Origin of the sequence: Burkholderia sp. Ac-20384 (assembly GCF_017104605.1) — a bacterium.
GTDB lineage: Bacteria > Pseudomonadota > Gammaproteobacteria > Burkholderiales > Burkholderiaceae > Burkholderia > Burkholderia lata.
In genome coordinates this window covers 1-12,497 of the sequence record NZ_JAAGPE010000276.1, presented here as the reverse complement: position 1 = coordinate 12,497, position 12,497 = coordinate 1, and the positions used below count along the sequence as shown (strand labels likewise).

The 12,497-nt window shown below is 65.7% G+C and carries 13 protein-coding genes and 1 pseudogene; 2 read left to right on the top strand and 12 right to left on the bottom strand.

The genetic code is table 11. From position 1 onward, the window contains the following. From G3O00_RS33530 to G3O00_RS33510, 5 genes and pseudogenes are all read right to left on the bottom strand, one after another. Positions 1-331 (bottom strand): annotated as a pseudogene (locus G3O00_RS33530) (hypothetical protein); the annotation flags it as partial. Then, positions 328-1,176 carry an ABC transporter ATP-binding protein gene (locus G3O00_RS33525; RefSeq protein ID WP_206145555.1) on the bottom strand — a complete coding sequence of 283 codons (849 nt, stop codon included), beginning with the start codon at positions 1,174-1,176 and terminating at the stop codon, positions 328-330. The pseudogene G3O00_RS33530 and the gene G3O00_RS33525, both read right to left, overlap by 4 nt. After that, entirely contained in the window at positions 1,176-2,183 is a 1,008-nt protein-coding gene (locus G3O00_RS33520; RefSeq protein WP_011351934.1) for a TauD/TfdA family dioxygenase, read from the bottom strand. The genes G3O00_RS33525 and G3O00_RS33520 overlap by 1 nt, the downstream gene beginning before the upstream one ends. A 44-nt stretch (positions 2,184-2,227) precedes the next feature. Next, entirely contained in the window at positions 2,228-2,470 is a 243-nt protein-coding gene (locus G3O00_RS33515; RefSeq protein WP_011351933.1) for an MbtH family NRPS accessory protein, read from the bottom strand. 86 nt (positions 2,471-2,556) lie between these two features. Next, positions 2,557-3,213, bottom strand: a complete 657-nt coding sequence (locus G3O00_RS33510) for an RNA polymerase factor sigma-70 (protein ID WP_174931497.1) — start codon at positions 3,211-3,213, stop codon at positions 2,557-2,559. 326 nt (positions 3,214-3,539) lie between these two features. Between G3O00_RS33510 and G3O00_RS33505 the strand changes: the two genes are divergently transcribed. Further along, positions 3,540-3,779 (top strand): hypothetical protein, encoded by a 240-nt coding sequence (locus tag G3O00_RS33505; RefSeq protein ID WP_041492825.1) that lies wholly within the window; start codon positions 3,540-3,542, stop codon positions 3,777-3,779. Positions 3,780-3,825: 46 nt separating this feature from the next. Continuing rightward, on the top strand, positions 3,826-3,963 hold the full coding sequence (locus G3O00_RS33500; RefSeq protein WP_011351930.1) for an HHHH-motif protein: 138 nt from the start codon (positions 3,826-3,828) through the stop codon (positions 3,961-3,963). 50 nt (positions 3,964-4,013) lie between these two features. On the opposite strand, the gene G3O00_RS33495 is transcribed toward G3O00_RS33500, so the two are convergent. The 7 genes from G3O00_RS33495 to G3O00_RS33465 form a co-directional block, all read right to left on the bottom strand. Then, positions 4,014-5,366 carry a calcium-binding protein gene (locus G3O00_RS33495; RefSeq protein ID WP_206145554.1) on the bottom strand — a complete coding sequence of 451 codons (1,353 nt, stop codon included), beginning with the start codon at positions 5,364-5,366 and terminating at the stop codon, positions 4,014-4,016. Positions 5,367-5,451: 85 nt separating this feature from the next. Then, on the bottom strand, positions 5,452-6,477 hold the full coding sequence (locus G3O00_RS33490; protein ID WP_206145553.1) for a fimbrial protein: 1,026 nt from the start codon (positions 6,475-6,477) through the stop codon (positions 5,452-5,454). Beyond that, the gene (locus G3O00_RS33485; protein WP_206145552.1) at positions 6,474-7,220 is read right to left on the bottom strand and encodes a molecular chaperone; all 747 of its coding nucleotides are present in this window, start codon (positions 7,218-7,220) and stop codon (positions 6,474-6,476) included. The genes G3O00_RS33490 and G3O00_RS33485 overlap by 4 nt, the downstream gene beginning before the upstream one ends. Before the next feature lie 16 nt (positions 7,221-7,236). Continuing rightward, complete coding sequence (locus G3O00_RS33480) at positions 7,237-9,690, bottom strand: fimbria/pilus outer membrane usher protein (protein ID WP_206145551.1); 2,454 nt, start codon at positions 9,688-9,690, stop codon at positions 7,237-7,239. Positions 9,691-9,812: 122 nt separating this feature from the next. After that, entirely contained in the window at positions 9,813-10,325 is a 513-nt protein-coding gene (locus G3O00_RS33475; protein ID WP_175043830.1) for a fimbrial protein, read from the bottom strand. A 205-nt stretch (positions 10,326-10,530) separates the two neighbouring features. Then, positions 10,531-10,749, bottom strand: coding sequence for a hypothetical protein (locus tag G3O00_RS33470; RefSeq protein ID WP_206145550.1), 219 nt, complete (start codon positions 10,747-10,749; stop codon positions 10,531-10,533). Positions 10,750-11,160: 411 nt separating this feature from the next. After that, positions 11,161-12,497, bottom strand: a 1,337-nt coding sequence (locus G3O00_RS33465) for an efflux transporter outer membrane subunit (RefSeq protein ID WP_206145549.1), incomplete at its 5' end; no start/stop codon positions are given.

Below are 12,497 nucleotides of genomic sequence, written 5' to 3'. Positions count from 1 at the left end.
TCAAGCATGAGACGGCAGAGGAGATAACAGGACGTGAGTGGAGTCCGGCGGTGTGCCCGTCCGATCTCGCGCCCGCGATGCCGAGGCAGCCTCCCGCGACAAGCGCGGCGGCGACGCGCGGCAGGTTGAGGTCGAACAGGAACACGTGCGCGAGCGCAGCGGCATCGCTGCCGGGCACGGCGTCCCACCACACGCGCAGATCGGGGGCGACGCGCAGCACCGCGAGTAGCGCGATCAACGTGACGAGGCCGAGCGCGATCGCGCCGGCCCGGCCCGATGCCGGGCCCTTCCCCGCCGCCGCGAGGCGCTTGCGCATCGCGAGCGTCGTCATACGGCGAGATCCCGGTCGAGGACGCCGGCCACCTGCGGCACGCCGTCGGTCGTCGGCCCGTAGGCCGGCACGCACATCGGCGCGCCCGTCTGCGGGTGCGAAAGCTTCAGCATCTCGACGCCGAACGCCGCGCGCAGCCGCGCCGGATCGAGCATCGCGTCGGGCGTGCCCTGCGCAACGAGGCGGCCCGCACGCATCAGCACGATCTCGTCGCTGTACGCGGCCGCCTGGTTCAGGTCGTGCAGCACCCACACGATCGTCAGGCCGCGCGTGCGGTTCAGCGTACGCAGCGCATCGAGGATGTCGAGCTGGTGATGGATGTCGAGATAGGTCGTCGGTTCGTCGAGCAGCACGATCGGCGCCTGCTGCGCAAGCGCCATCGCGATCCACGCGCGCTGACGCTCGCCGCCCGACAGCGCGCCGACGTCACGGTTCGCGTCGTCGGCGAGGCCGCTCGTCTCGAGCGCCTCGTCGATCGCCAGGTGATCGGCGCGCGACAGCCCGCGCAGGAAGCCGCCGTACGCATAGCGCCCGTACGCGACGAGCTCGCGCACGGTGAGCCCCGACGGAATCTGGTTGAACTGCGCGAGCATCGTGAGCTCGCGCGCGAGCGCGCGACGGCGAAACGACGCGAGCGGCTGGCCGTTGACTTCGACATGGCCGGCACGCGCGGGCTGCAGGCCCGCGAGCGTGCGCAGCAGCGTGCTCTTGCCGCAGCCGTTCGGTCCGCACAGCGCGGTTACGCGGCCGGCCGCGATCGACAGGTCCAGCCCGTCGATCACGACATGGTCGCGATACCCTACCGACAGCCCGCGCGCGGCAAGCGCGGCGGTACTACGCGTCATCAATCCTCCGTTCGGTCGCGCGGGACCGTGTAACTCTGCGCCATCGCGACCACGACCTTGCGCGGCCCCTCGAACGGGTCACGTGCATGCGCGGTCAGCATGTTGTCGAGCATCAGCACGTCGCCCGTGCGCCACGGGAACACGATGCGCTGCTGGTCGAGCACGCCGCGGATCTCCGCGAGCGCGTCGGCTTCGAGCGGTTCGCCGTCGCCGTAATACACGTTGCGCGGCACGTTCTCGAGCCCGACCGCGTCGACGAGCGCTTCCTGCATGTCGTCGTCGAGCGCCGACAGGTGAAACAGGTTCGCCTGGTTGAACCACACGCGATCGCCGGTGCGCGGATGGCGCGCAACAGCCTGGCAACGTTCGCGGGTGCGCAGCAGCAGCTCGCCGTCGTCGTCCGTGCGCCACGCGCATTCGATGCCGCGCACTGCGCACATCCGTTCGACCTCGGCCGGCTCGTCGGTGCCGAACGACTGCTGCCACGGCAGGTCGAGCCCCTGCCCGAAATTGCGCACGTACAGCAGTTCGCGCTTCTCGAAGCGCGCAATCAGCGCAGGATCGAGCGCGCGGTAGACGGCGCGGCTGTCCGCGATCGGCGTCGCACCGCCCTTCGGCGCCGCGAGCGCGCAGTGGAACCAGATCCGCAGCGGCCATTCGCGCGTGTACGACTGCTCGTTGTGCAGCGGAATCGCGCGGTGCGGCGGGTATTCGGTCGACGTGTAGACCGCGCCTTCGACCTGGCTGCGCGGCGTCGATGCGTATTCATAGCCGATCAGCGGATCGCCGAACGACGCCGCGAACTGCTGGAACGTGTCGATCGACGGCACGTGAAAACCCGTGAACAGCACGCCGCCCGCCCGTTCGAGCGTGTCGGCCGCGATCTCGCGCGCCAGCGGCGCAACATCGTCGATCGACATTCCATCGCTGCCGCGCGGCGACACGACGGTGGGCAGCCCCGGCTCGATACGCAGGTCGTCGAGCGTCGGCAACGAAAGCAGGGTCATGCAACGTCCTCTTCAGGTGGTGCGCCGGGTCGCGGCGCAGCAGGTCACGACGCGCGCGATGCGCGCTCGCCGTCCATCGCGCGGCGCAGGCTCGCGGGGCGCATGTCGGTCCAGACGGTCTCGATGTGCGCGAGACAGTCGGCTTTCGGGCCGCTCACGCCGATCTCGCGCCAGCCGGCCGGCACGGGCCGGAACGTCGGCCAGATCGAATACTGTTCTTCGTCGTTGATGACGACCGTATAGACGAGGTCGTCGGTGTCGGCGGAAGGCGTCGTGGCTTGCGTCATGATCGGAAATCGCTGAGGCGGTTGAAGGTGGCGAAGCGGCGGTTTCGGCCGCTCCTGTCTGATAGACGATTGGCCGGCGCGGTTTTTTACCGGCGCCGTGCGCGGCCGCCCAGGAACACCGGGCACGCGACACCGCGATGGCATGCGTCGAGGCATTCCGCGCAGTGGCGCTCCGCGTCGCGCACCATGAAATGCACAAGCGTCTGCGATACATTCAGCGCGCGCGCCGCGGTCTGCAGCGTCTCCTCGCGCAGCCGCACCATCTCGAAGGCCGCGCGGCTGCGCGCCGGCAGGTCGTCGAGCGCCGCCCACACGCGCCGCAGCGTATCGCGCGTCAGCAGCGCGGCTTCCGGCGTCGGCTCGGGCGACGGCACGTCGAAGCCGTCGTCCTCTTCCGTGTGATAGACGTTCTCGAGGCTTTGCCGGCGGCACGCATCGATCGACGCATTGCGCACCATCCGCGTCACGTACGCGACCGGCTGGCGCACCGCGTCCTGGTTCGGGAATTCGACGAGCTTCACGAACACGTCGTGCACGACGTCCTCGGCGCGGCTCGCGCAGCCGACGAAGCCGCGCGCGACATTGACGAGCATCGCGCGATGCGAGATCAGCACGTCGAGCAACGCGCCCTGCGCACGGGGTTCCGCGGTCCGGCGCGCACGCGGCGGCCGGTCGGAAAAACTGCCGAGGAACGGGTTCGCCGCTGCCGCCGCCGGTCGGTCGAGCACTTCCGCCATCGCCATCGATCTGCTCCGTCAAATTCCGAGATAGCGCAATTTAACGTAAACGCAAATCATTCTCAATCCGATTACGAGATATCCCTTTCGGTTGTCAGGATTTGTCTGAACAATCGGCGAAATCGTTGCTTTGACAGATAGGACACCAGCCGGTGGTCGCGGCACGCGGCCACTGGCGCGTCCGTGCGGCGCACATGGTTGGCGCCTGCACCGACACGCCCTTTCACGGTTCTGACGAAACGCTTGCGCCTGTCATGTGCGGTAGCAACTTATTACCACGTGAAATTTTGAGGGCTCGTACGATCGACGTGCCGTTTCCAAGGGAGAACAACATGAAATCCATCGTGTTATCCGCTGTCATGATTGGTGCGCTGTCGAGCGTGATGCTCACCGGATGCGTTGCCTATCCTGGCCCGGCCGAAGTCACGATCGGCTGGCATGGCGATCGTTACTGGGACGGAAATCGCTACTGGGAGCGCCGCGACTGGGAGGCTCAGCATCCCGCCGGGCATGACGACCGCCGCGACGATCGCCGGGACGACCATCGCGACGATCAGCGGCCGCAGTGGTAATGCGCTGCCGCTCCCGTGATCCGCTATTCAACGACAGGACCTCAACATGAAGACGCTACTCAAAACCCTGACCGTCGCGGCGCTCGCCGCGGCCGTGCTCGTCCCGGCCATCGCCGAAGCGCATCCGCACCGCGTGTGTCACTTCGATCATCACCATCACAAGATGTGCCGCTGGGTGCGCTGAGCATCGCGCAGCAGATGTGAAAAACGCCGGCTTGCCGGCGTTTTTTCGTCTTACGGACGCTGCGGCAGCGATCTGCATCGAACGAGCAACGCACGACCGGTCGGGGTGCGGCATACATCGCCGCGCATTGCCGCCGAGCGTTTCGTCGCCAATGCCCGCGCATCGAGCTTCAGCATCGATGCCTGCGCGCGCCGGGCGTCCGCACCCGGTGCAGCAGCCGGCAAGGCCCGCAACGTCGCCGCATCGATATGCACCTGCCAGAACTGAGGCCGGCCGGCCGGGTCGTCCTCTCGGTATCCCTGGCCCGTGATCGTCTGCCCGTCCGGACTCAGTCCGATCAGGCCGGTCAAGCTCAGTGTGCCGACGGAAACACCCGCCGATTGCAGCAGCGCATCGAGGCTGCGCAAGCCGCTTTCTCGTGTCCAGATAAAGGTGCGTTCCGCGAAATCCTTACTGTTACCCGAACTGCCGATCACCACGCGGCCGTCCGCGCTGACGGCCGACGCACTGCTGTAGTTGTCGCCGTCGAACATCCCGAGTCGCTCGACGACGGTACCTCCGTTCGTCCAGCGTGCCGCTTCCGTCGCGAGCATTGCGCTACCCCCGGGTGTGTCAAGAATCTGCCCGGTCGCGATGCTGCCGACGACCGTCTGCCCATCGGCCGTCACGCCCCAACCCATATCCCACTTCGTCGCGCTGGCATCGCTCGTCGGCAGCATTCGAATGCCCGAACGTTCAGTCCAGATGAACGCGCGCGAGCCATACACGCCATCGACATTGCCGACAAAGCCCGTTGCGGCGTCGCCCGCCTGATTCATCGCAAGGAACTGGCCGGCGAAATCGCCGACAGTCAATTGCCGAAAACCGCCGTGCGGGTCCCAGCGGAACATCGCGTTGCCACTGGCGAAGCTATAGAAACTGCCGGCCACGATGGAGCCGTCTCGATTCGTCACCTCGGCGGCTCCGATCATGTACTTTTCGGAGACACCCTGGAAGAGGTTCTGCGCGCGACCGTCGCCCGGCCAGCGCACGGCCCACCTCTCGCCGTTGCTGCTGTCGATCCGGGGCGTACTGATCGATCCAACGCTGATACGTCCGTCGGCGGACACGGCCCGCACGCTCGAATCGATCGCATTTGCCGGCGCGGCAAGTTCCTGCCATCCCGTCGCCGCAGACCACGAAAATGCCACGACATCGGACGGTGCCTCGTCACGCCGGTAAAAGCCCGCAATCGTCTTCTCGTCCGCGCTGACGGTCGAACCATAGGCGCGACTGTTGCGTGGCCCGCCCAAATCCCCGAGGACGGTCAATGAATAACCGCCCGCCGATACAGTCTGTGCGTGAACCGCACTCATTGCCGACACGGCCAGCATGGCCGCAACGATACAGCGTCTCGGATGCATCTCCTTCTCCTCCGTCGGTTCGTCAATGAAATTCCGGTGCAGGCGACGTCTCTTTGCGACACACGTCGCTCATACCGCGCAACGCTCAATACAGGAAAATCCGGATCGTGGCGGACGCATCGAACGGCCCGATCTTCGGTGGTCCGAACGACTTGAGCACCGCATCGAGCAACACGGTCTGATTCGCGACGTTGGCCGCAAACTGCGTGAGCGTGAACTGCTTGTTGAACTCGATCGCCTTCCCCTGGCTATCCTCGAGGCCGATCCCGAAGTTGCTGTTCGTCGCCGGTACCAGCAAACCGTTCTGCACGGTGCCCTTGGTCGCCTCGAAATAACCGTCGACGCGAATCGGGATGCTGCATTTCTTCGTCAGCGACAACGAGAACCGCCGGCGCGGCACGGCCGGCAGGAAGCCATTGCCGGACGCCTGCACCTGGCCGAAATTGACGATGCCGGGCTCGGGCGTCACCAGCACGTCGACCAGGCACGGTGTCGGCTTCAGGCGCGACAACCCGCTCAGCCGGTACTGAAAACTCGATCGGGCCGCGTTGAGGCCGCCTCTGCCGTCGAACTGGAAGACCGCATAGATGTCGTTCGGCGGCTGCATCCATTGGCCCTTCTTGCGTATCACCACCTGATACGTAATGCTGAGCGGCACCTTCTCGCAGCGCCCCCATTGAAAGTCAGTGCGCGAGCACGGACCCACGGTGGTGGTGGTTTCCACGCGCGCGCTCGGCCCGCTACCCAGGCCGAAATAGTCCTGGCCACCATAGCGAATGCCGATCTCCAGCCCCCATGCGGCGGGATCCTGCGATCTGGGGTTCGCGTAGAAGTAAACCTTCTCGGAAAAGTCCAGTGCGCTGCCGCCGTAGTCCTTGTAGCAGTACCCCGTCGTCGTGCGCGGCGGCGATACCCAGATCACGTACCCGTCCTGCGCGTCCGTCGGATACGATGCGACACCGCCGATCGGCTCGGTAAGCGAATCCGCGCCACCGTCGCTCAGGCAGCGCAGCGCCCATGCCGGCTGCACCGCCGCGATCAGCATCGCGAGCACGACCCAGCGCAGCCACGACGCGAGCGGCGACACGCGTTGTCTTGCGCCCCCGCTCATTTCTTCACGCTCTTGCAGGCACCGGCCTCACACGCATACTCGACCGCCACCTGGCCGCCGTAGTCGTCCACATGCGTGACGAACAGCGTCGACGGCATCGAGGCCTTGAACGGCACGTCGGCCGTGCTCATCGGGCTGACCATCACCGGGTCCAGCGGCACGGGCGTCTTCTGTGCGCCCGACGCCACGTCGACGATCGTGATGTGGTACGGCGTCGGATTGTCGAACACCAGCCTGTGCGCGGCCGCGTCCACGCGCAATGTCATCGGCAGCGTCCAGTCCTCGTCGCGCACCGGCTGCACGCCCTTCGGCCGATAGAACAGCTTCATCTGCGTATGCAGCGCGATCTGCAGCGAGTTCGGCGTATCGCTTTTCGGCGGCACTTCGCGGATGTTCAGGTAGAACACCGTTTCGCGATCGGCCGGCAGGTCGGCACCCGGCAGCTTCGCGATCCGCAGCACGTTGCGCTCGTTCGCCTCGACGCGCTGCAGCGGCGGCACGACCATCAGCGGCGACGTGATCTTGTTGTGTTTCGCGTCCTCGAGCCACGACTGCACGAGGTACGGATAGGTCGTGCTCTTGTTGGTGATCGTGACGATCGCGGCCCGTTCGCCTTCGTTGAAGATCACGCGCGTGCGGTCCGGCACGATCGCCGCGTGCGCGGCGCCCGCGAGCAGCGCGCCGGCGGTTGCGAACACGCCCCATGCGCGCCGCGAAAAGGAAAGGGAGAAGAAATGGTTCATCGCAGGATCCGTGGAATCATCGTTCGACCCGCGCGGCCGCTGCATGCGACTCGCCGGGTGTCTGGCACGTCACCGGGATCGGCGTGCCTTCGAGTTGGAGCTGGTTCGGCAGTGTGTCGACCGTGCAAAGCGTGCGTTCGCCCGCCCGCACCGCGAGCGTGGATTTCGGCTGAACCTGGGTCAGGAACGCCGCGCCACCCTCGCCGACGATGCCGAGTTCCTTGCCGTTCGCCGCGTCCTGCACCGACGCACCGAACGGCAGCGGCTTGCCGGCCGCGTCGGTCAGCGTCAGGTACAGGTTGCTGCCGCGCGCGGCGGTGAACTTCACGAAGCCGATCGCGCCGTCGGTCAGCACCATGCGCTGGATCGGGTTCGTCACCTGCACTTCGAGCGGCAGCTTCTCGACGTTGACGGTCGCGTCGTACACGTTGTACGGCGAGATCCCGTCGAGCACCCCATAGCCGCGCGAATCGGTATGGGTGAGCGAGCCGGACAGCGGCACGTCGGGCACACCGTCGGTCGACACCAGCAAGCGCGTATCGCCCGCGTTGCCGTTCGCGTGCGCGGAGATGCCGTACTGCGTCGCGACGAACGAGCCGTCGACCTCGAGCGACGCGGCCGCATACGAATTGGCGAGCGTCGACGCCTGCGCGTTGAGCTGGTACGTCGACGAGCGCTGCCGGAAGCTCGCGTTCGCCGATGCACGGCCGTCGGTCGCGCCCGTGTTGATCTGGTAGGTGCGGCCGGCCGAATCGTCGTAGATGTAGCCGGCATTCACGCTCGTGCTGCCGCTACCCGTCGTCACGTTCGACGTGAGGGTGTGTTTGACGCCGATCGGCAGCGTCGCGTTGATGGAGAACTGGTTGCCGCTCCCGCCCGCGCTCTGCGTGCGAAATGCCGACAGGTTCACGCTTAGGTTGCGCAGCGCACCGATCGAGAACGAGCGCGTCAGCGTGATGCCGACGCGCTGCTCGGACTCGCGCGCCCAGTAAGTCGTCTGGTCGTACGAGAAATAGGTCGACGTGTCGCCGAAGCGCTTCGACATCGATGCCGAATAGCGCTGCTTGCTGTTGGCAAGACCATACGAGGTCGGGTCGCCCGTGAACTGCGCGAAGTTCGTGTATTCGCGCTCCGAAAAACGGTAGCCGAAGAAGCGCACGTCGGCGTCGAGCCCGTCGAAGTGCTTCGAATAGTTGACGCGGTACGAGTTGCCGTTGCGTGTCGCGCCGTTCCACCACAGGCGAGCCCGCGCATGCGTGACGTCGGCCGACAGCGCGCCGAACGTACCGAAATCGCGGCCGACGCCCAGCGCGATCGACGTATAGCCCGATGCGGCGATGAAACCGCCGTACACGGTGAAGTCCAGCGGCAGGCCGTATGCCGCTTCGCCGAAACCGAAGAACGGCGTGATGCCGGCGCCGCCGAACTGGCGCGGCTTGCCGAGCGCCATCTTGTAGCGCAATTGCCCGGCACGCGCGAGGAACGGCACGGCGGCCGTCGTCACCTGGAAGCGCTGCACGCTGCCGTCCTCTTCCTCGACCGCGACGTCGAGCGTGCCCTGCACGCTCGTGTTGATGTTCTGCAGCGCGAAGGCGCCCGGCGACACGCGCGTCACGTACAGCACGCGGCCCGCCTGCGACACGGTCACGGTCGCGTTGGTGCGCGCGACGCCCGAGATCAGCGGCGCGTAGCCGCGCAGCGAAGGCGGCAGCATGCGGTCGTCGCTGCGGATCGACGCGCCCGTCAGCGCGAACGTGTCGAAAATATCCGAGCTCAGGTAGTCCTCGCCGAACGTCGCCGTCGACTGGATCGACGGCAGCGCGCGAAATGCATAAAGCCGGCTGAAGCGGAACGTGCGGTCCGCGTATGCCTTGTTGCCCGAGTTCGATTGCGCCTGGTAGTCGCCGCGAAAGCGCCACGCATCCCAGTTCGCGCCGATCGTCCCGTAGGCCTGGATCGAATTGTTCTGCCCGCCGTCCGCACCGAAACTGCGGTTCGTGTTCGCGATCACGCGATAGTCGAGCATCGCACCGGGAATCCCTTCGGACCAGTTCTCCGGCGGCAGGTAGGTCGAATCGGTGAACTCGAGCGCGGCCTGCGGAATCGTGATCTTGAGCCGCCCGTCGCTTTTCAGGTAACGCACGGTTGCGCCTTCGATCGCCGTCAGGTCGACGCAGCTTCCGCCCTGGAAACGCGGCAGGTCCTTCGCGAGCGACGGCTTCAGGCCGAACCGCGCGACGAGTTCCGGACGCAGGCATGGCTTGCCCGCACCGGACGTGTCGACGGCCACGAACTCGATCGCCTGCAGCCCGAGGAACAGATCGTTGACCTGCACGTCGAGCATGTACTCGCCCGGCAGCGTGAAGTCGGCCTGCGAGAACTGCGACAGGTCGACGTTGCTCGTTCCGTCGATGTCGAGAAACGACGAATTGAATTCCGTCGCATGGCTCTGGCTGCCGACAACCAGCACGGAGACGCAAAGGAAGGAATGTCTGATTCGCACGCGGCGCTACCGGAAGTCCGAGGAGGAGAAAACAGGAAGGAAAGCAGAGGGAGGAAGGGATGCACGCACCCCTCCTCCGATACAGGCGCTTACTCGTAGCGAACCGTGAAGTTCGCGACGCTGTCGGCCGTACCCGGCGTCACGCCGGCAGCCGTCGCTTCGTAGCGCGCGCCGAACGTCACGATGTTGTTGCCATTCGACAGCAGCGTCGGCGCAGCTTGCTCGACGCCGTTGTCGAGGTCTTCACCCGACGCGCTCTGCAGACGGATGCCGACGTTGGTCGCGGAACCGATCGTCGCGAGCAGCTTCGGCTGCGTTGCGTTCGACGTGCCCGTGAACGTGAACTTCGCCTGCTTCGCAACGCTGGTATCGCAATCCGTCAGCGTGATCTGGAACGGAACCGACTGGGACTTGTCGCCAGCCTTCGTGAACGCGTTGGTCGGCACCTTGCCGAGTTGCACGGTCTGGTTGACCGAACCCGAATCGATGCCGCATGCGCCCGCGACGATCTCGCCCTTGAAGGTGATCGTGCCGGTGCCCGCTGCGAAGGCCGAGGTCGACAGGGCCGCGAGTGCGACAGCGGTCAGGAGGGATTTTTTCATGACGTTTCCCGTAAGGAGTGCAAATGGAATAGATGACGTGGCGGACACAAACGGCAGCGTGTGGTTGGCTCCCGTCCGTCACGAGGCGGCATTATCGAGATAATCGTGAAAGTTTTCTGTAAATCATTGTCAAATGCTTCTGACAATGTTCGATTTAGCCCTCTAAACCCGCACTATTTCCCGTCAATTTTCAATCACGCGATTTTTATCCGCAGTCCTTTTCTATTTGATGGAAGCAATTGAAGATTAAAGACATTTTCGATAGACAGCCTCGGCCGCCCTGCTCCGCCTTGCTGGCATTGGCTCCGGCAAAATCATCCACGAAAAGGACAAAACATTGTCCAACGCCGCCATCGTTGCCGGACGACAACGCCAATATCAAATCATTTTCAACAAACAGGAAATTAAAGATCGATTCAATCAATGCAATTTTTTCTCGCAAACGATTGCGACATGAATACAAACGTTTTGCTGCGACACTTTGCCGCCCTCATTATTTCCAATATATGGTTAATTCAATTGTCAATTCCAGATCCTAAATCGCCCGGATGAGCGGCCGCCGGAGCCCGTCATCCGGGCCGTGTCGCATGAGAGAAAGAAGGAAAAATGACCCGCACACGTTTGCGCGGAATCGCGACATGAGCGGTCGCAGGACGAGGGGTTTCCGGAACGCGCCCATGCGCGCTGCTGCAGGATGAAAAACGTCCTGGCCGGCCTGTCAGTGGGGAAAGATTCGCTGGAACAGCGGTAGGGATCGAAGGAAGCGGCAGCAGCACGTCGAGGCGTGCTGCCGCCGTGATGCCGCCCGACGCGTGGTCGCGTCAGGCGACGGGCATTACGCGGAAGCTGCGGCCTCCGCCGACGCGGGCGACCAGCCGCCGCCGAGCGCGCGGTACAACGTGATCGCATTCGCGAGCCTGAGCTGCTTGAGCCGGATCAGCTCCTGCCCCGACTCGTAGGTGCTGCGCTGTGCGTCGAGCAGTTCGAGATACGTCGCGACACCGCCCGCGTAGCGACGCTCGGCGAGCTTCAGCCGCGCGCCGTCGGCCGCATACACGTCCTGCTGCGCGGCAAGCTGGCGATCGATCCAGTCGCGCGCGGCGAATGCGTCGGCCACCTCGCGGAACGCGGTCTGCACCGTCTTCTCGTAATCGGCAACCGCGATGTGCTTGCGTGCGTTCGCGACGTCGAGATTCGCGCGATTGCGGCCGCCCGCGAAGATGGGCAGCGTGAGGCGCGGCGCGAACGTCCACACGCTCGTGCCGCCGGTGAACAGGCTCGAGAACGCGTCGCTGACCGAGCCGTAGTCGCTCGTCAGCGTGATGCGCGGGAAGAACGCCGCGCGCGCGGCGCCGATCTGCGCGTTGGCGGCCTTGAGCCGTGCCTCCGCCTGCCGGATGTCCGGCCGCCGTTCGAGCAGCGTACTCGGTGCGCCGGGCGCCACCGGCGCGATCGACAGCGTGTCGAGCGCGGTCATGTCGTCGGGCACGTTGCGCGCGAAGTCGCCCGCGAGCAACTGCAGCGCCCGCACGGACTGCGCATGCTCGCGCTCCAGCGCGGCCTGCGACGCGCGCGCGGATGCCACCAGCATCTCGGCCGAGCGCAGCTCGATCGCGTCGCTCGTGCCAGCCGCATAGCGGCGCTGCGTGAGCGCGGCCATGCGTTGGCGAGCATCCAGCGTGCGCTGCGCCAGCGCGAGCTGCTCGTGCAGCGAGCGCTCCGATACATAGGCGCCCGCCACGTCGGCGATCACGCCGATGCGAACCGTGCGTTGCGCGTTCGCCGTCGCGAAATATTCGGCGAGCGCCGCGTCGGACAGGCTGCGCACGCGGCCGAACAGGTCGAGCTCGTACGCGCTGACGCCGACGCCCGCGCGATACAGCCCGCTGATCGCGCTTTCGCGTACGACCGGGTCGTACTGGCGCGCACGGTCATAGCCCAGATTCGCATCGACCGACGGCATCAGGTCCGCGCGCTGCACGCCGTACAGCGCGCGCGCTTCCTCGAGGCGCCCGGCCGCGACCCGCAGGTCGCGGTTGTTCGCGAGCGCCGCGTCGATCCACGCCTGCAGCGCGGCGTCGGTAAAGTAGGTGCGCCAGTCGTCGAGCAGCGCGGCGTTAGCCGGCGACACCTCCGCCGCCGGTGCGGCACTGCCGTCGACCGGCGCATAGG